We start from the raw sequence: 23,890 nt of genomic DNA, 5'->3' as shown, positions 1-23,890 counted from the left end.
GAGGGAGACACAGTGCACTGGCAAACTCACACCGTTTTTAATCAACCTATACCATTAAATAACAGCAACTTATACCTGTCTGATGGCGCGCTCTGCGAAGCGGTAACGCGTGAAGGTGCTGGCTGGGATAGCGATTTTCTAGCCAGTATTGGTCAGCAGTTAGGGACGGCTGAATCCCTTGAACTGGGGCGGCTGGCGAATGTGAATCCGCCTGAATTATTGCGCTACGATGCGCAGGGGCGGCGTCTGGACGATGTGCGTTTTCACCCCGCCTGGCACCTGCTGATGCAGGCGCTATGTACCAATCGGGTGCACAATCTTGCCTGGGAAGAAGACGCTCGCTCCGGCGCATTTGTGGCGCGCGCGGCGCGTTTTATGTTGCACGCACAGGTTGAGGCAGGGTCGTTATGTCCGATAACGATGACCTTTGCCGCCACGCCATTGCTGTTACAGATGTTACCCGCGCCGTTTCAGGACTGGACCACGCCGCTGTTGAGCGATCGCTACGATTCTCACTTATTGCCAGGTGGGCAAAAACGCGGTTTGTTGATTGGCATGGGAATGACGGAAAAGCAGGGCGGTTCCGATGTCATGAGCAACACCACCCGCGCAGAGCGCCTGGAAGATGGCTCTTATCGGCTGGTGGGGCATAAATGGTTTTTCTCGGTGCCGCAAAGCGATGCGCATCTGGTGCTGGCGCAGACTACGGGCGGTTTGTCCTGCTTTTTTGTGCCGCGCTTTTTGCCTGACGGGCAACGCAACGCGATTCGCCTCGAGCGGCTGAAAGATAAGCTGGGTAATCGCTCTAACGCCAGTTGCGAAGTGGAGTTTCAGGATGCCATTGGCTGGTTGTTAGGGCAGGAAGGGGAAGGAACTCGTCTGATCCTGAAAATGGGAGGGATGACGCGTTTTGATTGCGCCCTGGGTAGCCATGCCATGATGCGCCGTGCATTTTCGCTGGCGATTTATCATGCACATCAACGCCATGTTTTTGGTAATCCATTGATCCAACAGCCCCTTATGCGTCATGTCTTAAGTCGCATGGCGCTTCAGCTTGAAGGGCAAACCGCGTTGTTGTTTCGTCTGGCGCGGGCATGGGATCGACGTGTCGATGCCAAAGAAGCTCTGTGGGCGCGTTTATTTACGCCTGCGGCAAAATTTGTGATCTGCAAACGAGGTATGCCGTTTGTGGCCGAAGCGATGGAGGTGCTGGGCGGCATTGGTTATTGCGAGGAGAGCGAGCTGCCGCGGCTTTACCGGGAGATGCCGGTAAACAGTATCTGGGAAGGTTCCGGCAATATTATGTGCCTGGATGTGCTGCGCGTTCTCAATAAGCAAGCGGGCGTATACGACTTATTGTCGGAAGCATTTGTGGAAGTGAAAGGGCAGGATCGCTATTTTGATCGCGCGGTTCGTCGTTTACAGCAGCAGCTGCGTAAGCCTGCTGAAGAACTGGGGCGAGAGATTACTCATCAGCTATTCCTGCTGGGCTGCGGTGCGCAAATGTTGAAATATGCCTCTCCGCCAATGGCGCAGGCGTGGTGTCAGGTGATGTTAAATACGCGCGGTGGCGTGCGGTTGTCAGAGCAGATCCAGAATGATTTATTACTGCGGGCGACGGGAGGAGTGTGTTTGTAAGCGTATACGACGGATGCGACGCTGGTTTCGATTAACCAAATGAAATATATGAAAATTATAGGCCGGACAAGGCGCTCGCGCCGCATCCGGCATTGTTCATTTGCTGTAGATGATACTCATGCATACAGTATCGCCTGTACGCGCCAGTTATCAGGCTGCTGGTCTTCGTACATGGTAATAATGCGGTACCATGACGCACCTTGTTCATCAGCCTTTAACGCCACGATACGTTCCACGTCCTGCGGATCCCCTGAAATATTGCTAACTGAGATCTGACCTATTTCATTCAGGCCCGTCACGCAGTCAGCACTGGCGAATTCTGCAGACTGTGCCGTGGCGCTCGCAGGATAAGTCACTAATTGCAGCGAGGGTGAGGCAAGTAATTGTTTCATCGTCAGCTCCATTTTTCGTTTCCCCACATGTTGCAGGGCATTCCATCGCGGTAATAAACGCCCAGGCTTCCAGCCGGTAATTTATTGTGCACAGGTAAACGCATAGGGACGCAAAGCAATGTAAAACTGGCTGTATAAATTGTCTGATTTATTTACGGTATAAAATGGCTTGTGAATACCACTGTCCTGTCACGATGGTTTCATCCACCATTACGACAACGTAATAATCAGCTTTTGCAGCGACAGCTTTCGCTCTGATTTCTGCTAATGCGTCATCCGGAGAGCCCCGTACCATTGTGCTTACGCTACCTATTCGCTGTAACCCTTGTGTCTGGTCGCGGCGAATCTCTTGCGGATGGTCCGTTACTGGTGGTGCTGGCTGTGGCGTACCTTGCAGTGCGCTACAGGCACTTAACATCAACACCAATAATAAACTGGCAAACCGGTAAATAACGCTATTACGTTTCCTGCTAACCATAGTGTAGTGCCTTATTAATTTAACTTTGGGGGAATGTTCCCGAATTGTTACCTGGTACGCGATTTTCGAATGAAAACGTGACGAAAGCGTAACCCACATCTCAACATTATGAACTAATACCGCCAGCAGAAACTTGTGCTCAGGATTTCTTCATGTCATACCAGACAAAAAGGAGAGACAGATGATTGAAATAGAATCACGCGAGCTGGCAGATATTCCCGTTCTTCATGCTTATCCTGTCGGGCAAAAAGATACCCCGTTACCGTGCGCGATTTTTTATCACGGCTTTACTTCGTCCAGTCTGGTGTATAGCTATTTTGCCGTTGCGCTGGCGCAGGCTGGTTTGCGGGTGATCATGCCGGATGCGCCCGATCACGGTAGTCGTTTTAGTGGCGACGCAGCGCGGCGGTTAAATCAATTCTGGCAAATCTTGCTACAAAGTATGCAGGAATTCACTACTTTACGTGCGGCAATAGCCGAAGAAAACTGGCTGCTTGATGACCGTCTGGCAGTCGGTGGCGCGTCGATGGGCGCGATGACGGCACTGGGAATTACCGCTCGCCACCCCACGGTAAAATGTACCGCCAGCATGATGGGATCGGGCTATTTTACATCGCTCGCCCGTTCACTGTTTCCACCGCTGATACCTGAAACGGCAGCACAGCAGAATGAATTCAATAACATTGTCGCGCCGCTGGCAGAGTGGGAAGCGACAAACCACCTGGAACAACTTGCTGACAGACCTCTACTGCTGTGGCATGGCCTTGACGACGACGTCGTGCCTGCCGACGAATCACTACGTTTGCAGCAGGCCTTAAGCGAGACGGGACGGGATAAACTGCTAACCTGTTCATGGCAGCCTGGCGTGCGTCACCGCATTACGCCTGAGGCGTTAGATGCTGCCGTGACATTTTTCCGCCAGCATCTTTAAACACGCAGAATGCTGACCCCTTGCGCTTCCAGTTGTTGCAGGATTTCCGGGTTAGCATTTTTGCCGGTGATCAGCATATCGATTTGATCGGCACGGCTAAAAAGCATTCCCGCGCGTTCGCCGATCTTACTGCTATCAACCAGTACCACCAGTTTCCCTACCACGCTCAGCATCTTCTGCTCTGCCATTGCCGTCAGCATATCGGTTTTATACAACCCTTCTGCTGTCAGCCCTTTGCCGCTGGTAAACATCCAGTGCCCGGCATAGAGACTGTTTTCGCTGCCTTGCGGGCTTAAAGTGATGGACTGACTTTTGTTGTACTGTCCGCCCATAATGATCACGCTGTCATGCTCCTGATCGATCAGGTAATTTGCCAGCGGTAGATAATTAGTGATGATTTGCACTGGCTTGCCACACATTTCCCGCCCAAGCAGAAACGCGGTGGAGCCGCAGTTGATGACTACGCTTTCGCCCGGATTAACCAGCTGCGAGGCCGCTTTAGCAATACGTACTTTTTCATCGTGATTCTGCGCCTGATGCAGATTCATCGGCGTCCAGCGTGGGCGCTGCTGGGTAATAGCTTCTGCGCCATTGCGCACTTTTTTCAGTTTGCCGCTTTCGTCAAGTTTATTGATATCGCGTCGCGCAGTGGCAGGCGAAATTCCCAGACGCTCAACGACTTTCTCAACGGTCACAAAGCCCAATTGTGCGAGCATTTCCAGGAGGATTTGATGTCTTTGTGCTTCAGTCATGAGCTATTCCGATAAAATTTGATTTTTTTAGATGATATTTGAAATAGCCAGGAAATACTACGCCGGATAGCGCGAACTACTCCACGCTATCCGGTATAAACGACAGATTACAGGAACGACTTGAACGGCAGATCCGGTTCAATAGTGAAGCAATCATCGAAACCACGCGGATAGTGGTACTCGAAGTTGTCTTTATCCAGCGGCCAGGTAAATTTGCCGCCCACCTGCCAGATAAACGGCTTGAAGCCATACTTCAGACGATCTTTTTTCATCTCCCACAGCACGCGGATTTCTTGCGGATCGGCCTGGAAGTTTGACCAGATGTCGTGGTGGAACGGGATAACCACTTTCGCATTCAGGGCTTCACCCATACGCAGCATATCGGCGCTGGTCATTTTGTCGGTAATACCGCGTGGGTTCTCACCGTACGATCCTAACGCCACATCGATCTGATGTTCGTTACCGTGCTTCGCATAATAGTTAGAGTAGTGGGAATCGCCACTGTGATACAGGGTGCCGCCAGGGGTTTTGAACAGGTAGTTTACTGCGCGATCGTCCATGCCATCTGGCAGTACGCCAGCCGCTTTTTGATCGGCAGGCAGGGTGATCAGTGCAGTACGGTCGAAAGCGTCAAGCGCATGAATTTCAATGTCTTTCACTTTAACGACATCGCCTGGTTTGACCACGATGCAACGTTCTTTCGGCACACCCCAGCCAATCCACAAATCCACGCAGGTTTTCGGCCCAATGAACGGCACGTCATCAGCGCAGTTCTGCATCACGGCAGCAGCGACGTTAACGTCGATATGATCGTTGTGATCGTGAGTCGCCAGTACCGCGTCGATCTGGCGAATCGCAAACGGATCAAGAACAAACGGGGTGGTGCGCAGGTTTGGCTGCAGTTTTTTCACGCCAGCCATGCGCTGCATCTGGTGACCCTGTTTCATTAACGGGTTACCGTGACTTTGTTTGCCAGTGCCGCACCAGAAATCAACGCAAACGTTGGTGCCACCTTCTGATTTCAGCCAGATCCCGGTGCAGCCTAGCCACCACATCGCAAATGTGCCAGGGGCGACCTGCTCTTGTTCAATTTCTTCATTCAGCCAGCTACCCCACTCCGGGAAAGTGCTCAGGATCCAGGATTCTCGGGTGATACTTTTCACTTTACTCATCGCCATTTACCTTCATGATAGTTCAATTCGAATCAATATGTGATTGGTTTTGATTAATCCTGACACTATTTTTTCAGGAAGGCAATGACCATTTTTTGACTTTTTGCCAGGGAAGTTGTTGTTGATTTTGAGTATGGAAAGATTTAATGGAATGTGTAATTCAATTAACTAAATGAATTTAAATGAATAATCGTTTCGTTGTGTGAATCCCACTCTATCCATGTGGAATTATTTGCGGGTCGCGTCACATTTAATCATAAATAATCTTGTTGTGATTACTTTTGAAAATTAGAGTGAGTGCACAACATTCCGGGTGTGTGGAATACCCGGTTACCTCTTCTTCAGGAGATCGTTATGGAGATCCTCTACAACATCTTTACCGTGTTTTTTAACCAGGTCATGACCAATGCCCCGTTGTTGCTGGGTATTGTGACCTGTCTGGGCTACATCCTACTGCGCAAAAGTGTCAGCGTTATTATTAAAGGCACGATTAAAACCATAATTGGTTTCATGTTGTTGCAGGCAGGGTCCGGCATCCTCACCAGCACCTTCAAACCGGTGGTGGCGAAAATGTCCGAAGTCTACGGCATTAACGGCGCAATTTCCGATACTTACGCCTCGATGATGGCAACCATCGACCGCATGGGCGATGCCTATAGCTGGGTAGGTTACGCGGTGTTGTTAGCGCTGGCGCTGAACATCTGTTACGTGCTACTGCGTCGCATTACCGGTATTCGTACCATCATGCTGACTGGACACATCATGTTCCAGCAGGCGGGACTGATTGCCGTTACGTTGTTTATTTTCGGCTATTCCATGTGGACGACCATTATCTGCACGGCGATTCTGGTTTCGCTCTACTGGGGCATAACCTCCAACATGATGTACAAACCGACTCAGGAAGTGACGGACGGCTGCGGTTTCTCCATCGGTCACCAGCAACAGTTTGCATCATGGATTGCCTATAAAGTAGCGCCGTTCCTCGGCAAAAAAGAGGAAAGCGTTGAAGACCTCAAACTGCCAGGCTGGCTGAATATTTTCCACGACAACATCGTCTCCACGGCGATTGTCATGACCATCTTCTTTGGTGCCATTCTGCTCTCCTTCGGTATCGACACCGTGCAGGCGATGGCAGGCAAAGTGAACTGGACGGTGTATATCCTGCAAACCGGTTTCTCCTTCGCGGTGGCGATCTTCATCATCACTCAGGGTGTGCGCATGTTTGTGGCGGAACTCTCTGAAGCGTTTAACGGTATCTCTCAGCGCCTGATCCCTGGCGCGGTTCTGGCGATTGACTGTGCGGCTATTTATAGCTTCGCGCCGAACGCCGTGGTCTGGGGCTTTATGTGGGGCACCATCGGTCAACTGATTGCAGTTGGCATCCTGGTCGCCTGCGGCTCTTCCATTCTGATTATCCCTGGCTTTATCCCGATGTTCTTCTCTAACGCCACCATCGGCGTGTTCGCTAACCACTTCGGCGGCTGGCGTGCGGCACTGAAGATTTGTCTGGTGATGGGGATGATCGAAATCTTTGGTTGCGTCTGGGCGGTGAAACTCACCGGTATGAGTGCCTGGATGGGCATGGCGGACTGGTCGATTCTGGCACCGCCGATGATGCAGGGCTTCTTCTCCATCGGTATCGCCTTTATGGCTGTCATCATTGTAATTGCACTGGCTTATATGTTCTTCGCTGGCCGCGCACTGCGCGCAGAAGAAGATGCAGAAAAACAACTGGCAGAACAGTCTGCTTAATAAGGAGTTTTGATTATGACCGTACGTATTCTGGCTGTGTGTGGCAACGGACAAGGCAGTTCCATGATCATGAAGATGAAAGTGGACCAGTTTTTAACCCAATCAAACATTGACCACACGGTAAACAGCTGCGCGGTTGGCGAATACAAAAGCGAGTTGAGCGGCGCGGATATCATCATCGCTTCTACGCACATTGCGGGCGAAATCACCGTGACCGGCAACAAATATGTGGTTGGCGTGCGCAACATGCTCTCTCCTGCTGACTTTGGCCCGAAACTGCTGGAAGTGATCAAAGCGCATTTCCCGCAGGATGTGAAGTAAGGACGCGCCATGAAATTACGTGATTCGCTGGCTGAAAATAAATCTATCCGCCTGCAGGCCGAAGCAAATACCTGGCAGGAAGCGGTGAAAATCGGTGTTGACCTGCTGGTGGCGGCGGATGTTGTCGAGCCGCGTTACTACCAGGCGATTCTGGATGCGGTTGAACAGCACGGTCCGTACTTTGTGCTCGCACCAGGCCTGGCAATGCCGCACGGTCGCCCGGAAGAGGGCGTTAAGAAAACCGGTTTTGCGCTGGTGACGCTGAAAAAGCCGCTGGAGTTCAACCACGAAGATAACGATCCGGTGGATATCCTCATCACCATGGCGGCGGTCGATGCCAACACTCACCAGGAAGTGGGCATCATGCAGATCGTTAACCTGTTTGAAGATGAAGAGAATTTCGACCGTTTACGCGCCTGCCGTACCGAGCAGGAAGTACTGGATTTAATTGACCGCACCAACGCGGCAGCTTAAGAAGGAATTGAAGATGTCATTACCAATGTTGCAAGTCGCGCTGGACAACCAGACTATGGATAGCGCCTACGAAACCACTCGCCTGATTGCCGAAGAAGTCGACATTATCGAAGTGGGCACCATTCTGTGCGTGGGCGAAGGCGTGCGTGCGGTTCGTGACCTGAAAGCGCTTTACCCGCACAAAATCGTACTGGCAGACGCCAAAATTGCCGATGCGGGCAAAATCCTTTCTCGTATGTGCTTCGAAGCTAACGCTGACTGGGTGACCGTGATTTGCTGTGCGGATATCAACACCGCCAAAGGTGCGCTGGACGTGGCAAAAGAGTTTAACGGCGACGTGCAGATCGAGCTGACCGGCTACTGGACCTGGGAACAGGCGCAACAGTGGCGCGACGCAGGCATTCAGCAGGTGGTTTATCACCGCAGCCGTGACGCACAGGCCGCAGGCGTGGCGTGGGGCGAAGCTGACATTACCGCGATCAAACGTCTTTCCGATATGGGCTTCAAAGTAACCGTTACTGGTGGCCTGGCGCTGGAAGATCTGCCGCTGTTCAAAGGCATTCCGATTCATGTGTTTATCGCTGGTCGCAGCATCCGTGATGCCGCTTCTCCGGTTGAAGCCGCGCGTCAGTTCAAACGTTCCATCGCCGAACTGTGGGGCTAAGGAGCGGATATGTTGTCCAAACAAATTCCGCTTGGCATCTATGAAAAAGCGCTCCCCGCCGGGGAGTGCTGGCTGGAACGGCTGCAACTGGCAAAAAAATTAGGCTTCGATTTTGTCGAGATGTCGGTAGATGAAACGGACGATCGCCTGTCGCGCCTCGACTGGAGCCGCGAGCAGCGTCTGGCGCTGGTGAATGCGATTGTTGAAACCGGCGTGCGCGTGCCCTCCATGTGCCTTTCTGCTCATCGTCGTTTCCCGCTGGGCAGCGAAGATGACGCGGTACGGGCGCAGGGGCTGGAGATTATGCGTAAAGCTATCCAGTTCGCCCAGGACGTTGGCATTCGCGTAATCCAACTGGCGGGCTATGACGTTTACTATCAGGAAGCCAATAACGAAACGCGTCGTCGTTTCCGTGACGGCCTGAAAGAGAGCGTTGAGATGGCAAGCCGCGCGCAGGTGACGCTGGCAATGGAGATCATGGATTATCCATTGATGAACTCCATCAGCAAGGCGCTGGGTTACGCGCACTATCTCAACAACCCATGGTTCCAGCTCTACCCGGATATCGGCAACCTGTCGGCGTGGGACAATGACGTGCAGATGGAATTGCAGGCCGGAATTGGGCATATCGTCGCGGTGCATGTGAAAGACACCAAACCAGGCGTCTTCAAAAATGTGCCGTTTGGCGAAGGCGTAGTGGATTTCGAACGTTGCTTTGAAACGCTCAAACAGAGTGGCTATTGCGGGCCGTACCTGATTGAGATGTGGAGCGAAACGGCGGAAGACCCGGCGGCAGAAGTGGCGAAAGCGCGTGATTGGGTGAAAGCGCGCATGGCCAAAGCAGGCATGGTGGAGGCGGCATAATGCAAAAGCTAAAACAGCAGGTGTTTGAAGCCAATATGGATCTGCCGCGTTACGGGCTGGTGACCTTTACTTGGGGCAACGTCAGCGCCATTGACCGCGAACGCGGGCTGGTGGTGATCAAGCCCAGCGGCGTCGCCTACGAAACCATGAAAGCAGACGATATGGTGGTGGTTGATATGAGCGGCAAGGTGGTGGAAGGGGCGTATCGCCCGTCTTCCGATACTGCGACGCATCTCGAACTCTACCGTCGTTACCCGTCGCTTGGCGGCATTGTCCATACCCACTCCACTCATGCTACCGCATGGGCGCAGGCGGGGCTGGCGATCCCTGCGTTAGGCACTACGCACGCCGACTACTTCTTTGGCGACATCCCGTGTACGCGTGGATTAAGCGAAGAAGAGGTGCAGGGTGAGTACGAACTGAACACCGGCAAAGTGATTATCGAAACGCTGGGTGACGCCGAGCCGTTGCATACGCCGGGAATTGTGGTGTATCAGCACGGGCCGTTTGCCTGGGGGAAAGATGCCCACGATGCGGTGCATAACGCGGTGGTGATGGAAGAAGTGGCGAAAATGGCGTGGATTGCGCGCAGTATAAACCCGCAACTGAATCACATCGACAGCTATCTTATGAATAAACACTTCATGCGTAAGCACGGTCCCAACGCTTATTACGGGCAGAAGTAAAACACGCGCTGCGGAAATTTCCTTCTTCGGGAGATAACTGGTCTGATTCCGCAGCCGTTTTTCAAAAAAAGCCCCCTGCGAAGGGGGCAAAGCAAACTATGGCAATGTTTCGTTGGTTATACCTGGTGCTAGCGATAAATATCCGCGCTGGCGTGCATGTTGCCGTTACTCCCCGGTTCCCGCATCAGAATCACGTGGTAGTACGTTGCGCCCTGCGCATCTGTCTCTTCATTTAATGCCTGACGTGCTTCACTTTCAGTGGCGAAGTTATGGTTGATATAAATCACGCCTAAGCTTTGCACATCGTCCATATTTCTGGCCTGGTGGTTATTAATTTCAATGGCTGCCCATGTATTTGCACTTAGCAAAAGCACAGCCAGAAGGGCTAAAACACGACTGAACATAGATACCTCCTCAACGGCTGACTTTGTGTGCTCTCCTCTTGTGGTGATCTTCTGATTTAATTTTAATCAATGATAAAGAAGTGGATGGTGACCATTTCTGATGCAGTTGTTCAAAAAAACACCATGATGAAGTGTGATGAACTTCAAATCAGCGTGTTAGTACGATTTGGTGAAAGATGAGATTTATTTGTCGGCTGGCCTTGAGTTTAGCGGGGTATGTCAGTACTATAACGCGTCATTTTTCAGCCGACCTTTAACACGTTCCTTGCCTCCCCGGGATTCGGCTGACCCAGACAGGAGGCTGAATAATCCGTAAGGAGCAATTCGATGCGTCATTACGAAATCGTTTTTATGGTCCATCCTGACCAGAGCGAACAGGTTCCGGGCATGATCGAGCGCTACACTGCTGCCATCACTGGTGCAGAAGGCAAGATCCACCGTCTGGAAGACTGGGGCCGCCGTCAGCTGGCTTACCCGATCAACAAACTGCACAAAGCACACTACGTTCTGATGAACGTTGAAGCTCCGCAGGAAGTGATCGATGAGCTGGAAACTACCTTCCGCTTCAACGATGCCGTTATCCGCAGCATGGTTATGCGTACCAAGCACGCTGTTACCGAAGCATCTCCGATGGTTAAAGCGAAAGACGAGCGCCGTGAGCGTCGCGATGATTTCGCAAACGAAACCGCTGATGATGCTGAAGCTGGGGATTCTGAAGAGTAATTTCTGATGACCAACCGTCTGGTGTTGTCCGGCACCGTGTGCAGGACTCCCCTTCGAAAGGTCAGTCCATCAGGAATTCCTCACTGCCAGTTCGTGCTTGAGCATCGTTCTGTGCAGGAGGAAGCCGGTTTTCACCGGCAGGCGTGGTGCCAAATGCCCGTTATTGTTAGCGGACACGAAAACCAGGCCATTACTCACAGTATAACGGTCGGCAGTCGCATAACCGTTCAGGGGTTCATTTCATGCCACAAGGCAAAGAACGGACTGAGCAAAATGGTTTTGCATGCCGAGCAGATTGAATTGATAGATTCTGGAGACTAGCCATATGGCACGTTATTTCCGTCGTCGCAAGTTCTGCCGTTTCACCGCGGAAGGCGTTCAAGAGATCGACTATAAAGATATCGCTACGCTGAAAAACTACATCACCGAAAGCGGTAAGATTGTCCCAAGCCGTATCACCGGTACCCGTGCAAAATACCAGCGTCAGCTGGCTCGCGCTATCAAACGCGCTCGCTACCTGTCCCTGCTGCCGTACACTGATCGCCATCAGTAATCGGTCACGGTCCATTAATACGACTTTGAGAGGATAAGGTAATGCAAGTTATTCTGCTTGATAAAGTAGCAAACCTGGGTAGCCTGGGTGATCAGGTAAACGTTAAAGCGGGCTATGCTCGTAACTTCCTGGTACCGCAGGGTAAAGCTGTTCCAGCTACCAAGAAAAACATTGAATTCTTCGAAGCACGTCGCGCTGAACTGGAAGCTAAACTGGCTGAAGTTCTGGCAGCAGCTAATGCTCGCGCTGAGAAAATCAATGCACTGGAAACTGTTACCATCGCGTCTAAAGCTGGCGACGAAGGTAAACTGTTCGGTTCCATCGGTACTCGCGACATCGCTGACGCTGTAACTGCAGCTGGCGTTGAAGTGGCTAAGAGCGAAGTTCGTCTGCCGAACGGCGTTCTGCGTACCACTGGCGAACACGAAGTGAGCTTCCAGGTTCACAGCGAAGTATTCGCGAAAGTGATCGTAAACGTAGTAGCTGAATAATTCGTTATTCAACGAGACGTAAAAACGCCGACCATTGGTCGGCGTTTTGCTTTTGTAGCGAGCACTTGCAGATATCGATAAGGGCCACAATAAGCAGCCCTACGAAGATAATTACTTAGCTGCCTGAATATCAGCCAGCATTGGGGCAAGGGCTGGGTTGTCCTTAGCGAAGTTTGCGTACATTGGCTGTACTTTCTCGATAAACGGAGCTTTATCTACCTGGTAGACTTTCACGCCCATTTTATCCAGTTTTGCAAATTCTTGTTTCTCTTCCTCGCTCCACAAGTCTTTCATGTAGCTCATTGATTCTTTAGCTGCTTTTAATATAACTGCCTGATTTTCCGGGCTAAGTTTATCAAACGCAGCATTGCTCATCAGAACCACATCGGGAACCATAGTGTGTTCGTCAAGGCTGAAGGATTTTGCCACTTCACCGTGACGCATGGTGGTCAGCGCCATCACGCTGTTTTCTGCCATATCGACCACACCCTGCTGTAAGGCTGTATACAACTCGCCGTAATCCAGTGGCGTCGGGTTACCGCCCATGACTTTGATCATTTCAACTGCGCCAGGACTTGGCTGGACACGGACTTTCATGCCTTTGAGATCGTCTGGTTTCAGTACTGGTTTATTGCCGTAGAAACTGCGGGCGCCTCCATCATAAAAAGTCAGCCCGAAATAACCTTTGCTTTTCGTTGAGTCGAGGATTTTTCTCCCGATATCGCCCTGCATGACCTGATAATAATGATCACGATCGCGGAACAAATAAGGCAGGCTAAATAATTTATAGGAATTTTCAAATGCTTCCATTTCTGCCGCGTTGGTTTTTACCAGTGGAATAGCGCCAGAACGAATCAGCTCCATTGTTTCTCGTTGAGTACCCAATGTTCCATTTGGATAAATACGAATAGTAATATCACCGTTAGAGTACTCTTTGCTCTTTTTCGCAAAGAACTCCATCGCTTTATGAACAGGATGAGACTTATCCTGATTATGACTCAGTTTTAATGTCACTGCCCAGGACTGGCTTGCGGATAACATAAGAACAGCACCGATAATGCCAGCGGATACTTTTATTTTCATAGATGTTCCTTTTCTAATAAATATGGCGGCAGGTGCCGCCAGTGAATGCGCATCAGTAACCCAGTGCTCTTGGCAATGCCATACTGATTTGCGGAATATAGGTCACCATTGCCAGCACCAATACCATCACGGCATAAAATGGCAGCATAGGTTTGATAATTTTATTAATCGGTAATTTAGATACACTACAACCGACAAATAACACACTGCCTACAGGCGGAGTACAAATACCGATACACATGTTCAGTACCATGACAATACCAAAGTGAATCGGGTCCATGCCCAGTTCGGTGACAACCGGTAAAAATATCGGCGTAAAAATCAGTACCGCCGGTGTCATATCCATAAAAGTGCCGATAATCAACAGGATAATATTGATAATAAGCAGGATTATTATTGGGTTGTCAGAAATAGTGTTAAGCAAATCGAGAATCAGGAAGGGAACGTCAGCGTTTGACATCGCCCATGACATTCCCATCGAAGAACCAATTAATAACAAGACAATTGCAGTGGTAATAACGGATTCCAGAAATATTTTAGGTAAATCTTTAACTGAGATTTCACGATAAAGAACCAGTGCAAGGAAAAGGGTATAAATTACTGCAATTGCGGAGGCCTCTGTCGGGGTAAAAATACCACTTAATACACCCCCCATAATTAAAATAATCAGGAAAATACTGGGGATAGCCATCCATATCGCAACGCCAGCCTGGCGTAAAGTCGGGCGTTCTGGCTTTGGATAACCGCGACGTACCGCGATAATACCGGCTATTACCATCAGTGCCAGACCCAGCAAAATTCCCGGAACATAACCCGCCAGGAACAGTGCGGCAATAGAAGTACCACCACTGACCAGTGAATAGACGATTAACGTATTACTTGGTGGAATAAGCAAACCCGTCGGGGCAGAGGCAACGTTAACCGCAGTACTGAATGCCGGGTCGTAGCCCTCTTTAACCTGTTGCGGATGCATGACGCCGCCCATCGCAGCCGCCGAAGCAACAGCTGAACCAGAAATTGCCCCGAACAGCATATTGGCAAGAATATTACAGTGAGCAAGTGAGCCAGGCAGTCGACCGCCAAGAATTCTGGCAAAGTTGATTAATCGTCGCGCTATTCCTCCATGATTCATAATGTTGCCAGACAAAATAAAAAATGGAATTGCCAATAATGTAAAGCTATCTAACCCGGAGGCTAACTTTTGGGAAACCACACTCAATGCTGAGTTGAAATCGAGTTGTGTGGAAATTGATGCCAGTGTGGATAAACCAATGGCATAAACAATAGGTACACCTAATGCCAACATAAAAAAGAAGGCACCAAATAACACAATAATCGGTAACCAGTAATCCATAATTTCTCCATTCCTACTATGGTTGGTTGTTGTTTATTATCTTTAGAGTGGTTGTTTAAGTTCTGTTAAAACCATATCTATGGTGTATATAATAATAAGAACACCACTAATCGGGATACTCATATAGATATATCCCATCTGCCAGCCTAAAGCGGGTGAGGTTTGACCTGAATCGAATGTGTCCAGCGTTAATAGCCCACCACCATATACCATAATGATGGTAGAGAAGATAATAACGATAATCTGAATACACAAAAATAAATGACGCCGGGCTTTTCCTTTCAGCATCATAGGAAGCAGATCAATCGCCAGATGCCGGTTCTGCCCCGCGGTATAGGCACCACCAAAAAGGCCAAGGCAAATAAAAAGCAAACGACTGAGTTCATCCGTAAATATACTGGGGCTTTTAAATATAAATCGTGCTACCACTTGCCATGTCACACATGCCACAATGATCGCCAAAATGGTAATATTCAATGTTGCAAGCAGAGCATTAATAGATCTAATTATATTTCGCATAGTGATTAACCTTTGCAATATCATTCATCCTGTGGCTGGTAAATTGTCCCATTAAGAAAGCCAGGCCAGTTTTTTTCAAACCAAATGCCGCGGATAGTGGGAAACTCACGGACAGGTGTTTCTCTGACGTGAAAGATACTGTTGCAATAATGAATAAGCAGTTTATCTTTTTTATCCTCAGTACGCTCTGAACGAAAGCGCCAGGCATCACAAAAACCATTTCGTGTTTGCGGAATAGAATTTCCATCCCTGTCGAGAATAATACGTGCTCCCCGGCTACCACCACCTGCATCAATATAATGTGTCAGTTGAGTTAAGACGGCGGCAGAAGTCAGCGCCATATGCCGCCACATAAACAGCTCGGAAACTTCACCCACATGTTTGATTGCCAATCCATGCCGTTGCACAAATTCGTTCAATAGCAGGGCATCACGAGTGGCGCGTCGGACTTTATCGGCATGACAAATAAATCCCGCATGGTCAGACATTCGTGCCTGAATTTTTTCCCTCACAACCGACAACGGCATCCCGGTTCCGTTATCGTGCGCCTGAGTAATGATCTCTCTTATAGAAGCCAGTGCCGGAGCTGCCAGCTGTGCTATATCTCCATCAATATTCCGCTTTTGCGTGCAACCAATAAAACGTGCCAGACGAACAGCAAAAACCTGCCCGGCATTCAGCGCCGCACCGCCAGGTCGGGTGACGCCGTGTGTGCCAGCAACTTCCCCCACTGCAAAACAACCGGGCAGAGATGTTTGTCCCCAGATATCCACTTCAATGCCGCCATTCATATGCTGATTATTCATGGCAAACTGCAATGGCTGCGTGGTGAGATCGTAACCGTGCATCTTATACAGCGAGATAGACAGCGGATTCATTCGTTGCAGTCGTTCGATGGGCGATGGTGCCAGAGCGTCGTTATTTTCCAGATACGCGCGAACGTCGTCGTCCAGTCGATCTAATGAGAACGGCAGGTCACCCGGCACAGGTTCAGGATTACGATTGAAATCCATAAATACCTGACGCCCTGATTGCTGCTCTTGCGCTACTGCCATATCTAACAAGCTGGAGCCAAAATCCATTACCCGCGTGGCGTGGAACGGCCACTGATAGCCTTTACGGAAAATGTTTGAAGCCAGCTCCTGGGTGGTGCGATAGTAATCCGCGAGGAAGTTATACTCGTTACCCCCGGCATCCACGGAATAGATATATGGGATCACCTGTACATAAGTCCCGGACAAATTCCACGGAAACGTGCTGCGCGGTGTGCCGATACCAAACTGGCTTTCAGTCAGATTGGTTAGCGTCAGACCTTCCTCCAGCGCCAGCCCCAGCGAGCCGAAACATTTGTGTGGATACACACTGTCGCGATAAAGCTCGCCAGGCCCTCCTGTTGCCAGTACCACATTGGGCGCAGTCACAATTGCCAGCCCCCATGGGTTATGGGCGCGATGACCGGTCGCGAGGATTGCCCCCGCCACGCGGTCTTCGCCGTTTTCGTCACGCTGATGTAGCAGTTTAATCACTGTTGCACTGGTTAACATTGGGATAGCAAGACGCTGTACTTCTTCCAACAGCACTTTCACCATTAACCTTGAGGTACGCGGCCCACACGAGGTTGCACGCCCGGCTTCGTCATGGTCGGTTTGATAACGAAGAATCGCGCCATAGCGATCTTCCGGTAATTCCAGACCAAGATATTGCAACCCGCCTAGAGTGTGCAGAGAACCTACCGCTTCGACATAAGCGGTGTCGTGATCCATCGCCCCACCGCTCGCCAGTGCCTCTGCCAGTTTGGTGAAGTTGTCGCCGTTGCCCGCGGTAGCGGCGGTAAATAGTGTCTGTTTATCGGAACCAGAACATGCCGACGTCCCCATATATAACCCGGCGGTAGCGATCAGCACATTTTGCTGGCGGCGTTTAAGTTCAACTGCCGCACGTAATCCTGCTGCGCCGCTACCAACGACCAGCGCATCAACTTGCCAGATCGGGTAATCAACATCCTCAACGGTGACAATTGACGTTGGCTCTGCTGACGCAAACCCCTTTGGGAAAGTGACGTACGTCAGCGCATCAAGGATGGTGTCATCAAGCTGACTCATGCATCCTCCATCGGCGTAAACAGGCTACTTTCCATCAGGCGTGGGTGCCTGATAATCGGACGGAAAGCCATATACGGCAGAATGTCGCGCTCAATCTCTACACCCGGCGCGATTTCAATTAATTCAACGCCTTCTGCCGTTAACTGGAATACTGCACGTTCAGTGATATACAACACTTCCTGACCACTTTGCTGTGCGTAGGCGGCGCTAAAAGTGATTTTTTCCACCTGGGTAACCAGTTTAGGGATTTGACCTGACTGGGCGATATGCAAGCCATCTGGCGTTACATCAATCTTGCTGCCTTTGGCGTCAAACGTACCGCAAAACACCACTTTACGGGCGTTTTGTGCAATTTCGAGGAAGCCGCCGGGGCCAATGAGATTGCCATTAAGATGGGAGACGTTGACGTTACCGTATTGATCCATCTCTCCCATGCCGAGGAAGGTGATATCGATGCCGCCGCCACTGTAGAATTCAAATTGATCGAGTGATGGAATAATGGCATCGGCGTTACGGGCGCAGCCGAACAGAGCATCATCCAGCATCATGCCGTTATGTACACCCTGTTCTACACTCAGCCACAAACTTTGATAAGGCACGCCTTCGCGCAGCGCAACCCCAGGAATACCACCGGGAATACCAAAGCCAAAGTTGGTTGAAGCGCCTGCCGCCAGTTCCCGCGCTGCCCGACGGGCAATCAGGCGACGCACCGGATGACTAACCAGTTCAATAGCGTCGTTAGAACTTAGACGGCGATGTTGACCGCTAATGGTCAGGTCGTAACCACCAAGATAGGTTTGCGGTTGTTCGCGGTGCTCAACGATACCATCGACCAGAATCCCCGGTAGCTTGACCCGACGTGGTTCAATCGCGCCAGCTTCCAGCACATCGCGTACCTGTACGAACACTTTGCCGCCGCTGTTGTGTGCTGCCAGCGCCATCGAATAGCTATCCATATCAATCGCTTCTTCTTCGAGGCTAACGTTACCTCGTGGATCGGCATAAGTGCCACGCAAAATCGCGTAATCCACTTTGAAAGGGCGATAACGAAGTTTGGTCTCACCGTCGATTTCAATCAGTTCTACCAGGTCGTCGGTCGTGCATTCATTCGACTTACCGCCACCATTGCGTGGATCAACAAACGATCCCAGCCCAACGTGGGTAAAAAGTCCCGGACGTCCGGCACCGATCTCCCGTAGCAGTGCCTGAATCACGCCACCAGGAAAGCAGTAGGCTTCAATCATGTTATTTTTTACCAGCGCCTGCATTTTGGGCGACCAGGTAAAGTGTCCGGCAATTATGCGTTTGAGCATCTCTGCATGAGCGAAACGGTTCGTGCCTTTGCTGTCGCGATCGCCAATACCCAGTGAATGGATTAGCGTCAGGTCGCGCGGGTGTCCGGTTTGCAGGAAACGCGCTTCAATGGCAGCCATAATATGGTCGGCTTCCACCATACCGCCGCCGTTACCGCTAATGGCAATGGTTGCGCCGTCCTGAATTTGCGCCGCCAGTGCCTCGGCGGTTGTTATCTTACGCATACAATTTCCTTATTGATTATGGAAGCTCACGCTACTTTTTTCGGCAAAGGCGCGCGTCGCCTGCTGGCAATCCTGAGTGGCGGACATTAATCCGGCCAGTAGCTGGTGCGGGTAATCGGCATGTTTATTTTCCAGTGCCAGAATCAGTTGCTTAATATGTGCAAGCGCCACCGGACCGCATTTTTCCAGCTGCGCTAACTGATTCGCCATCCAGCTTTCCACCTGTTCTTTTTCTACCACTTCATCAATTAAATTCGCCACCTGGGCTTCCTGCGCCGTCAGGCGTTTACCCAGCATCAGCATCTGGCGACCGACCACCGGGCCAACCTGATTAAGCACGCGTTCAATGCCCATCCAGCCAGGCACCATGCCGAGCATCACTTCAGGATTAGAGAATTTTGCGTGGGGGCGAGCGATACGAATATCACAGCACAAGGCGAGTTCAATCCCACCGCCAATGGTATGACCGTTGAGATTTGCAACCGTTAATTGGGGTAAATTGCGCAGGCGATTAAAAACCTCGTTACCGCGTTTAATCCATTTTCTGCCCATATCTAATGGCGAATAGGCCGACCACGATTTAATATCGCCGCCCGCACAAAAGAATTTATCGCCGGTTGCCGTTAATTCGACTAAGCGTAATGTGGTGTCGTTTTCAATTTCATTTAAATAATGGTCGAGAGATTCGATCATTTCTTCATTAATAGCATGACATTTATCTTCACGGTTCAATGTCAGGCGGCAAGAAGCCGCCGCTCTGCTGAACAGAACGGGTTGGTCACTCATGATTATTCCTTAGCAATAATGCGCGATGCGATCGACGCTAATATCCAGTGTGCTGTCAATATCTTGCTGCCACCAATACGGTGAGAATATTTCCAGTTCAATAGCGCCATTAAATCCGGCGTTTTCAACCAGCCGACGAATTGACGGAATATTGATGACACCATCTCCCGGCATTCCACGGTCATTGACCAGATCGGTGGTCGGCACTAACCAGTCGGAAACATGAAACGCGAGGATGCGTTTTCCGGCACGCAGGATCTGACTGGCGAGATCCGGATCCCACCAGACATGGTAGACATCTACCGCCACGCCGAGGCCAAATTCGCCATCGGGATCGAGTTCATCACACCAGTCCAGCGCCTGACGTAACGTGCACAGACAAGAACGATCGGCAGCAGTCATCGGGTGCAGTGGCTCCAGTGCAATTGGCACACCGACATCTTTCGAATGTGGCAGCAACTGGCGAATCCCTTGTTTCACCTGTTCCCGCGCTTCGTACAGATCTTTTGTTCCCATTGGCAGACCGCCAACCACCTGCATATAACAGGCGGCGTTCAGTACAGCGGCGTCGTCCAGCGCCCGGCGGTTATCGTCAATCGCCAGTTTGCGCTCCGCCAGCGTCGGTGCGGTGTAGTAGGTGCTACGGCACAAACCGGAAACGTTTATGTTACTGGCAGCAAGCTGGCGGGCGATTTGCTGGAGATCTTCACCCTGCAACTCCCTGCGCCAGGGGGCAATGGCGCCAATACCGCGTGCGGCGCAGGCATCAATAATGGCGGGCAGCGGCGTTTTATAGCCCAGTGTCGCGGTATTGATACTGAATAAATCCGGGCGTTGTAACAGATCTCTCATGATTCAGCCTCAGAAGCGCGGCATACTTAAGCCGCCGTCGATGGCGACCGCCTGACCACAGGTGTAAATCAGTTTACCTTCCGCCATCGCGCGGACAGTGGAAGCAATATCAGCCGGATAACCCCAACGTCCCCACGGCACCAGACCTTTGGCAATCAGTTCGTCGTAATAGGCCGTTGCCGGAATAGTCATATCGGTTTTGATGAGACCAGGACGCACTTCATAAACGCCAATTTGTTCATTACAAAGGCGAGCAGCAAACAGACGAGCAGCGGCAGAGACGGCAGTTTTGGCAATGGTATATTCGCCGCGATTCATCGCCAGCATGATGGCGTTGATGGAACTGACGAAAATAATCGAGCGGTGCGGCAGTTCTGCTTCCGGTTTCGGCTGTGCCAGTAAGCGCTTACTGAATGCCTGAGCGAGGAAGAACGGTGCGCGGGTGTTAATGGCAATATTTTGGTCGAAGCTGTCTGGTTCGAGGTCGAGAAGATCACCGCGTTTTTTTACTGAAATGCCTGCGTTGTTGAGCAGGCAGTCCAGACGTCCCCACTGGTTTTGCGCTGCGTCGAGCATCTCTTCATGCAGGGAGAGATCGCCCACATCAGCAGGGAAGCAAATCACTTCCACGCCTTCCGCCAGACATTCTTGTTGTGTGATATGCAGTTTTTCTACGCTGTCGGCATCAGGGCGATCGTTAATCAGCAGGTTAAACCCGCTACGAGCAAGTTCCAGCGCACAACCCTTTCCAATACCACGAGCGGCTCCGGTAATCACGGCAACAGGACGAGTGGATTTCATACAATAGCTCTCTTTTTTTGAATTTTGTTTCCTTAGTGATGATTAGCTTGCGACTGGATGATAAAAAGATCAACCATCTGGTTGGTTGATATGCGATGGCGATCACAGGACATTTGATAACCTGATGAAAGTACAAGTTTTTGCCCTTTTTTCTGAAGCTGAAATCAAATCAGGTTATGATAGTCACCACGAAGAGGTCGTGGGGAAGCGTTATGTATCTTGATACCAGCAACGTACAAAGCCTGAAGGAAAAGCTGTTGTTATGTGCGGTTAATGAATTCGCCGAATATGGTTACGAAGGGGCCAGAGTCGATAATATTGTCAAGGCCGCGGAGTGCAGTAAACAGACGGTTTATCACCACTTTGGTAATAAAGAAAATTTATTTATCGAAGTGCTGGAATATACCTGGAACGATATTCGACAAAAAGAAAAGGCCCTTGATTTCTCAGATCTTCCGCCACAGAAAGCCATTGAGAAAATAATCGATTTTACATGGGATTATTATATTTCTAATCCCTGGTTTTTAAAAATTGTGCATAGTGAAAATCAAAGTAAGGGTGTGCATTATGCAAAGTCACAGCGTCTTTTAGAAATTAACCATGCGCACTTGCAGTTAATGGAATCCTTATTGGATGAAGGGAAGAAACACAATATTTTTAAGCCAGATATCGACCCATTGCAGGTGAATATTAATATTGCTGCGCTTGGGGGATATTATTTGATCAACCAGCATACGCTTGGCCTGGTTTATCACATCAGTATGGTTTCACCCCAGGCACTGGAAGCCAGACGTAAGGTCATCAAAGAGACAATCCTTAGCTGGCTTTTGGTTGACCCTTCATCTACCGTGCGCGAATAAAACTGCCATCCGGCTGGCGGGTAAACAGGACCTGTTGATTATTCCCCGTATCAATGGTTAAGCCCGTCACCACGCCGCTGGCGTTCTGGCGGATTTTCACCATCTGCCCGTTTTGCAAATTACTCAGTGGCTTATCCGCGCCTTCTACCTGCGCCATGGCATAGACATCGGTAGCGGGCAGTCCGTGGTCGCGGAACAGCTGCGCCATCGTTTTACCGGGTTCGACACGATAGGAGCGCCATTGATTATCAATTCCGCTATCTGGCTGGAATGGTTGCGTATGGGTGGTTTGCGGCTGCTCTTCTGGTTGGCCTTCCTGTATTGGTTCTGGAGCGACCGGAGCCACCTGATCAGGATCATTTTGTGGCGTGACTAATTGCGCCCGCAGCTGTTCTTCTGTCGGTGGTTGTGATTGCGACTGAATATCTAACTGCGCTTCACGCGTCACCACTGGCGCGTTGGGCGTATCATCAGATGGAAGCAGAAATCCGACTACCAATACAATGGCGGCAATAATGATCCCCCGACGATGCATCGGCGGCAGCGGGTCCATGAAGCGAAAATTGTCCGGCGCGTGCCAGACTTTCTCCAGGGTTGGTTTTAGTTCAAAGCGCCCGGGCATGGTTTCCTCCTGCTCCGCGTCTTGTTCCTCAATCATAGCCTATGAATAAGCTAACGCTATGATGTCCGTGGTAAACCCGCCTTTATTATATTCATACGGGATATTGCTATTGTTTCTTTTTCCCCGGGATTTGTCATCATTCCCGCGACAAAGTTTTACCCAAAGAAGTGTGGCTGATATGCTGCCCGCTACTTTATACCCTAAGAAAGGAAATACGATGACCACCCCAACTTTTGACACCATCGAAGCGCAAGCAAGCTACGGCATTGGTTTGCAGGTAGGGCAACAACTGAGTGAATCTGGCCTGGAAGGGCTGCTGCCAGAAGCACTGGTTGCAGGCATTGCCGATGCGCTGGAAGGCAAACATCCGGCTGTTCCGGTTGATGTGGTGCACCGCGCGCTGCGTGAAATCCACGAACGCGCCGATGCCGTTCGTCGTCAGCGTTTCCAGGCGATGGCTGCTGAAGGTGTGAAATACCTGGAAGAAAACGCCAAAAAAGAAGGTGTAAATAGCACCGAATCTGGCCTGCAATTCCGCGTGATCAACCAGGGCGAAGGCGCAATTCCGGCACGTACCGACCGCGTTCGTGTTCATTACACCGGAAAACTGATCGACGGCACCGTGTTTGACAGCTCCGTTGCTCGCGGCGAGCCAGCTGAATTCCCGGTTAATGGTGTGATCCCTGGCTGGATTGAAGCACTGACTCTGATGCCGGTAGGTTCTAAATGGGAACTGACCATCCCGCAGGAACTGGCATATGGCGAGCGCGGCGCTGGCGCGTCCATCCCTCCGTTCAGCACCCTGGTGTTTGAAGTCGAACTGCTGGAAATCCTCTAAGCAGCGCATTCTGTTCCCCTCGAACCAGAGGGGAGCAGGCATTCAGCAATAACTCCTTCAGTTTGCCAAACGGCGCTATTTTATGTTGCAAAGACCCTGTAAGCGTGTATTTTTGTGAGCTGTTTCGCGTTATCACCGTGATATGACACTCACTTCAAACATAAAATTAACATTAGATCTAAATCTTAGTATTCATCCCGCGTATTGTTACCTAATATCGATGAGTCCCGATACAGATTC

Annotated in this window: 28 protein-coding genes; 14 read left to right on the top strand and 14 right to left on the bottom strand. The window is 50.5% G+C overall.

Annotated elements, in window-relative coordinates; genetic code table 11:
- The first annotated feature begins 12 nt into the window (after positions 1 to 12).
- Positions 13 to 1,638, top strand: coding sequence for an isovaleryl-CoA dehydrogenase (locus ACJHX7_RS16230; RefSeq protein ID WP_094030079.1), 1,626 nt, complete (start codon positions 13 to 15; stop codon positions 1,636 to 1,638).
- 116 nt (positions 1,639 to 1,754) lie between these two features.
- On the opposite strand, the gene yjfN is transcribed toward ACJHX7_RS16230, so the two are convergent.
- Positions 1,755 to 2,030 carry a DUF1471 family protease activator YjfN gene (gene yjfN, locus ACJHX7_RS16225; RefSeq protein WP_000811566.1) on the bottom strand — a complete coding sequence of 92 codons (276 nt, stop codon included), beginning with the start codon at positions 2,028 to 2,030 and terminating at the stop codon, positions 1,755 to 1,757.
- A gap of 148 nt (positions 2,031 to 2,178) precedes the next feature.
- Positions 2,179 to 2,508, bottom strand: a complete 330-nt coding sequence (bsmA, locus tag ACJHX7_RS16220; protein WP_000254636.1) for a biofilm peroxide resistance protein BsmA — start codon at positions 2,506 to 2,508, stop codon at positions 2,179 to 2,181.
- A 181-nt stretch (positions 2,509 to 2,689) separates the two neighbouring features.
- Between bsmA and yjfP the strand changes: the two genes are divergently transcribed.
- The gene (gene yjfP, locus ACJHX7_RS16215; protein WP_052920522.1) at positions 2,690 to 3,439 is read left to right on the top strand and encodes an esterase; all 750 of its coding nucleotides are present in this window, start codon (positions 2,690 to 2,692) and stop codon (positions 3,437 to 3,439) included.
- Here the strand turns inward: yjfP and ulaR are convergent.
- Both ulaR and ulaG read right to left on the bottom strand, forming a co-directional pair.
- Positions 3,436 to 4,191, bottom strand: coding sequence for an HTH-type transcriptional regulator UlaR (gene ulaR, locus ACJHX7_RS16210; protein ID WP_000133631.1), 756 nt, complete (start codon positions 4,189 to 4,191; stop codon positions 3,436 to 3,438). The two genes, yjfP and ulaR, sit on opposite strands and share 4 nt — an antisense overlap.
- 107 nt (positions 4,192 to 4,298) lie before the next feature.
- Positions 4,299 to 5,363: an L-ascorbate 6-phosphate lactonase gene (ulaG, locus tag ACJHX7_RS16205; RefSeq protein WP_001572274.1), complete on the bottom strand. Its 1,065-nt coding sequence runs from the start codon at positions 5,361 to 5,363 to the stop codon at positions 4,299 to 4,301.
- Between the two features lie 354 nt (positions 5,364 to 5,717).
- On the opposite strand from ulaG, the gene ulaA reads away from it, so the two are divergent.
- The 6 genes from ulaA to ulaF are packed head-to-tail and all read left to right on the top strand — an operon-like array spanning position 5,718 to position 10,124.
- Positions 5,718 to 7,115 (top strand): PTS ascorbate transporter subunit IIC, encoded by a 1,398-nt coding sequence (ulaA, locus tag ACJHX7_RS16200; RefSeq protein WP_001300695.1) that lies wholly within the window; start codon positions 5,718 to 5,720, stop codon positions 7,113 to 7,115.
- Between the two features lie 15 nt (positions 7,116 to 7,130).
- Positions 7,131 to 7,436 carry a PTS ascorbate transporter subunit IIB gene (gene ulaB / locus ACJHX7_RS16195; protein WP_000218360.1) on the top strand — a complete coding sequence of 102 codons (306 nt, stop codon included), beginning with the start codon at positions 7,131 to 7,133 and terminating at the stop codon, positions 7,434 to 7,436.
- Positions 7,437 to 7,445: 9 nt separating this feature from the next.
- The gene (ulaC, locus tag ACJHX7_RS16190) at positions 7,446 to 7,910 is read left to right on the top strand and encodes a PTS ascorbate transporter subunit IIA (RefSeq protein ID WP_032172202.1); all 465 of its coding nucleotides are present in this window, start codon (positions 7,446 to 7,448) and stop codon (positions 7,908 to 7,910) included.
- Between the two features lie 13 nt (positions 7,911 to 7,923).
- Positions 7,924 to 8,574, top strand: a complete 651-nt coding sequence (gene ulaD / locus ACJHX7_RS16185; protein ID WP_000056760.1) for a 3-keto-L-gulonate-6-phosphate decarboxylase UlaD — start codon at positions 7,924 to 7,926, stop codon at positions 8,572 to 8,574.
- Positions 8,575 to 8,583: 9 nt separating this feature from the next.
- Positions 8,584 to 9,438, top strand: a complete 855-nt coding sequence (ulaE, locus tag ACJHX7_RS16180; protein WP_000949488.1) for an L-ribulose-5-phosphate 3-epimerase UlaE — start codon at positions 8,584 to 8,586, stop codon at positions 9,436 to 9,438.
- Entirely contained in the window at positions 9,438 to 10,124 is a 687-nt protein-coding gene (gene ulaF, locus ACJHX7_RS16175; protein WP_075861625.1) for an L-ribulose-5-phosphate 4-epimerase UlaF, read from the top strand. The genes ulaE and ulaF overlap by 1 nt, the downstream gene beginning before the upstream one ends.
- A 128-nt stretch (positions 10,125 to 10,252) precedes the next feature.
- On the opposite strand, the gene yjfY is transcribed toward ulaF, so the two are convergent.
- A complete protein-coding gene (yjfY, locus tag ACJHX7_RS16170; RefSeq protein WP_000492914.1) occupies positions 10,253 to 10,528 on the bottom strand; it encodes a DUF1471 family protein YjfY in 276 nt (91 codons plus the stop codon).
- A 327-nt stretch (positions 10,529 to 10,855) separates the two neighbouring features.
- Here yjfY and rpsF point away from each other — a divergent pair, with 327 nt between their 5' ends.
- From rpsF to rplI, 4 genes are read left to right on the top strand one after another with little or no spacing between them, the layout of a single operon-like run.
- A complete protein-coding gene (gene rpsF / locus ACJHX7_RS16165; RefSeq protein WP_001216676.1) occupies positions 10,856 to 11,251 on the top strand; it encodes a 30S ribosomal protein S6 in 396 nt (131 codons plus the stop codon).
- A gap of 6 nt (positions 11,252 to 11,257) precedes the next feature.
- Positions 11,258 to 11,572, top strand: coding sequence for a primosomal replication protein N (priB, locus tag ACJHX7_RS16160; protein ID WP_001296681.1), 315 nt, complete (start codon positions 11,258 to 11,260; stop codon positions 11,570 to 11,572).
- A 4-nt stretch (positions 11,573 to 11,576) separates the two neighbouring features.
- Positions 11,577 to 11,804, top strand: a complete 228-nt coding sequence (gene rpsR / locus ACJHX7_RS16155; protein WP_000135199.1) for a 30S ribosomal protein S18 — start codon at positions 11,577 to 11,579, stop codon at positions 11,802 to 11,804.
- 41 nt (positions 11,805 to 11,845) lie between these two features.
- Positions 11,846 to 12,295, top strand: coding sequence for a 50S ribosomal protein L9 (gene rplI / locus ACJHX7_RS16150; RefSeq protein WP_001196062.1), 450 nt, complete (start codon positions 11,846 to 11,848; stop codon positions 12,293 to 12,295).
- 111 nt (positions 12,296 to 12,406) lie between these two features.
- Here the strand turns inward: rplI and ACJHX7_RS16145 are convergent, their stop codons facing one another.
- From ACJHX7_RS16145 to ACJHX7_RS16110, 8 genes are read right to left on the bottom strand one after another with little or no spacing between them, the layout of a single operon-like run.
- A complete protein-coding gene (locus ACJHX7_RS16145) occupies positions 12,407 to 13,378 on the bottom strand; it encodes a TRAP transporter substrate-binding protein (protein ID WP_000695886.1) in 972 nt (323 codons plus the stop codon).
- 52 nt (positions 13,379 to 13,430) lie between these two features.
- Positions 13,431 to 14,732, bottom strand: a complete 1,302-nt coding sequence (locus ACJHX7_RS16140) for a TRAP transporter large permease (RefSeq protein WP_000386846.1) — start codon at positions 14,730 to 14,732, stop codon at positions 13,431 to 13,433.
- A gap of 42 nt (positions 14,733 to 14,774) precedes the next feature.
- A complete protein-coding gene (locus ACJHX7_RS16135) occupies positions 14,775 to 15,251 on the bottom strand; it encodes a TRAP transporter small permease (RefSeq protein WP_012311688.1) in 477 nt (158 codons plus the stop codon).
- A gap of 20 nt (positions 15,252 to 15,271) precedes the next feature.
- Positions 15,272 to 17,353 (bottom strand): FAD-binding protein, encoded by a 2,082-nt coding sequence (locus ACJHX7_RS16130; RefSeq protein ID WP_094030080.1) that lies wholly within the window; start codon positions 17,351 to 17,353, stop codon positions 15,272 to 15,274.
- Positions 17,350 to 18,891, bottom strand: coding sequence for an acyl CoA:acetate/3-ketoacid CoA transferase (locus ACJHX7_RS16125; protein WP_410231660.1), 1,542 nt, complete (start codon positions 18,889 to 18,891; stop codon positions 17,350 to 17,352). Before ACJHX7_RS16125 ends, ACJHX7_RS16130 begins: the two co-directional genes overlap by 4 nt.
- A gap of 9 nt (positions 18,892 to 18,900) precedes the next feature.
- Positions 18,901 to 19,677 (bottom strand): enoyl-CoA hydratase/isomerase family protein, encoded by a 777-nt coding sequence (locus tag ACJHX7_RS16120; protein ID WP_094030082.1) that lies wholly within the window; start codon positions 19,675 to 19,677, stop codon positions 18,901 to 18,903.
- 9 nt (positions 19,678 to 19,686) lie between these two features.
- Positions 19,687 to 20,529: a sugar phosphate isomerase/epimerase family protein gene (locus tag ACJHX7_RS16115; protein WP_022646472.1), complete on the bottom strand. Its 843-nt coding sequence runs from the start codon at positions 20,527 to 20,529 to the stop codon at positions 19,687 to 19,689.
- 9 nt (positions 20,530 to 20,538) lie between these two features.
- Positions 20,539 to 21,330 carry a 3-ketoacyl-ACP reductase gene (locus tag ACJHX7_RS16110; protein ID WP_075861628.1) on the bottom strand — a complete coding sequence of 264 codons (792 nt, stop codon included), beginning with the start codon at positions 21,328 to 21,330 and terminating at the stop codon, positions 20,539 to 20,541.
- A 212-nt stretch (positions 21,331 to 21,542) separates the two neighbouring features.
- Here ACJHX7_RS16110 and ACJHX7_RS16105 point away from each other — a divergent pair, with 212 nt between their 5' ends.
- The gene (locus ACJHX7_RS16105; protein WP_410231659.1) at positions 21,543 to 22,190 is read left to right on the top strand and encodes a TetR/AcrR family transcriptional regulator; all 648 of its coding nucleotides are present in this window, start codon (positions 21,543 to 21,545) and stop codon (positions 22,188 to 22,190) included.
- Here ACJHX7_RS16105 and ytfB read toward each other — a convergent pair.
- Positions 22,174 to 22,812, bottom strand: coding sequence for a cell division protein YtfB (gene ytfB / locus ACJHX7_RS16100; RefSeq protein WP_001119474.1), 639 nt, complete (start codon positions 22,810 to 22,812; stop codon positions 22,174 to 22,176). The genes ACJHX7_RS16105 and ytfB overlap by 17 nt on opposite strands.
- Positions 22,813 to 23,029: 217 nt before the next feature.
- Here ytfB and fklB point away from each other — a divergent pair, with 217 nt between their 5' ends.
- Positions 23,030 to 23,650 (top strand): FKBP-type peptidyl-prolyl cis-trans isomerase, encoded by a 621-nt coding sequence (fklB, locus tag ACJHX7_RS16095; protein WP_000211225.1) that lies wholly within the window; start codon positions 23,030 to 23,032, stop codon positions 23,648 to 23,650.
- Positions 23,651 to 23,890 lie beyond the last annotated feature (240 nt).

The organism is Escherichia sp. WS1451, assembly GCF_046487365.1.
GTDB classification, from domain to species: Bacteria; Pseudomonadota; Gammaproteobacteria; order Enterobacterales; family Enterobacteriaceae; genus Escherichia; species Escherichia coli.
Note: the sequence above shows the minus strand (reverse complement) of the source record. Positions and strands in the feature narration are given on the sequence as shown.

Bases quoted from the DNA above. Each gene is read 5' to 3' on its own strand.
- ulaD (WP_000056760.1), top strand. From the start codon at position 7,924: ATGTCATTACCAATGTTGCAAGTCGCGCTGGACAACCAGACTATGGAT.
- fklB (WP_000211225.1), top strand. From the start codon at position 23,030: ATGACCACCCCAACTTTTGACACCATCGAAGCGCAAGCAAGCTACGGC.
- bsmA (WP_000254636.1), bottom strand. From the start codon at position 2,508: ATGGTTAGCAGGAAACGTAATAGCGTTATTTACCGGTTTGCCAGTTTA.
- rpsR (WP_000135199.1), top strand. From the start codon at position 11,577: ATGGCACGTTATTTCCGTCGTCGCAAGTTCTGCCGTTTCACCGCGGAA.
- ACJHX7_RS16110 (WP_075861628.1), bottom strand. From the start codon at position 21,330: ATGAAATCCACTCGTCCTGTTGCCGTGATTACCGGAGCCGCTCGTGGT.
- ulaA (WP_001300695.1), top strand. From the start codon at position 5,718: ATGGAGATCCTCTACAACATCTTTACCGTGTTTTTTAACCAGGTCATG.
- ulaB (WP_000218360.1), top strand. From the start codon at position 7,131: ATGACCGTACGTATTCTGGCTGTGTGTGGCAACGGACAAGGCAGTTCC.
- ulaG (WP_001572274.1), bottom strand. From the start codon at position 5,363: ATGAGTAAAGTGAAAAGTATCACCCGAGAATCCTGGATCCTGAGCACT.
- ACJHX7_RS16130 (WP_094030080.1), bottom strand. From the start codon at position 17,353: ATGAGTCAGCTTGATGACACCATCCTTGATGCGCTGACGTACGTCACT.
- rplI (WP_001196062.1), top strand. From the start codon at position 11,846: ATGCAAGTTATTCTGCTTGATAAAGTAGCAAACCTGGGTAGCCTGGGT.
- yjfY (WP_000492914.1), bottom strand. From the start codon at position 10,528: ATGTTCAGTCGTGTTTTAGCCCTTCTGGCTGTGCTTTTGCTAAGTGCA.
- ACJHX7_RS16125 (WP_410231660.1), bottom strand. From the start codon at position 18,891: ATGCGTAAGATAACAACCGCCGAGGCACTGGCGGCGCAAATTCAGGAC.
- ACJHX7_RS16105 (WP_410231659.1), top strand. From the start codon at position 21,543: ATGTATCTTGATACCAGCAACGTACAAAGCCTGAAGGAAAAGCTGTTG.
- ACJHX7_RS16140 (WP_000386846.1), bottom strand. From the start codon at position 14,732: ATGGATTACTGGTTACCGATTATTGTGTTATTTGGTGCCTTCTTTTTT.
- ulaE (WP_000949488.1), top strand. From the start codon at position 8,584: ATGTTGTCCAAACAAATTCCGCTTGGCATCTATGAAAAAGCGCTCCCC.
- ulaF (WP_075861625.1), top strand. From the start codon at position 9,438: ATGCAAAAGCTAAAACAGCAGGTGTTTGAAGCCAATATGGATCTGCCG.
- rpsF (WP_001216676.1), top strand. From the start codon at position 10,856: ATGCGTCATTACGAAATCGTTTTTATGGTCCATCCTGACCAGAGCGAA.
- yjfP (WP_052920522.1), top strand. From the start codon at position 2,690: ATGATTGAAATAGAATCACGCGAGCTGGCAGATATTCCCGTTCTTCAT.
- ACJHX7_RS16135 (WP_012311688.1), bottom strand. From the start codon at position 15,251: ATGCGAAATATAATTAGATCTATTAATGCTCTGCTTGCAACATTGAAT.
- ACJHX7_RS16115 (WP_022646472.1), bottom strand. From the start codon at position 20,529: ATGAGAGATCTGTTACAACGCCCGGATTTATTCAGTATCAATACCGCG.
- ACJHX7_RS16145 (WP_000695886.1), bottom strand. From the start codon at position 13,378: ATGAAAATAAAAGTATCCGCTGGCATTATCGGTGCTGTTCTTATGTTA.
- ulaR (WP_000133631.1), bottom strand. From the start codon at position 4,191: ATGACTGAAGCACAAAGACATCAAATCCTCCTGGAAATGCTCGCACAA.
- yjfN (WP_000811566.1), bottom strand. From the start codon at position 2,030: ATGAAACAATTACTTGCCTCACCCTCGCTGCAATTAGTGACTTATCCT.
- priB (WP_001296681.1), top strand. From the start codon at position 11,258: ATGACCAACCGTCTGGTGTTGTCCGGCACCGTGTGCAGGACTCCCCTT.
- ACJHX7_RS16120 (WP_094030082.1), bottom strand. From the start codon at position 19,677: ATGAGTGACCAACCCGTTCTGTTCAGCAGAGCGGCGGCTTCTTGCCGC.
- ulaC (WP_032172202.1), top strand. From the start codon at position 7,446: ATGAAATTACGTGATTCGCTGGCTGAAAATAAATCTATCCGCCTGCAG.
- ytfB (WP_001119474.1), bottom strand. From the start codon at position 22,812: ATGCCCGGGCGCTTTGAACTAAAACCAACCCTGGAGAAAGTCTGGCAC.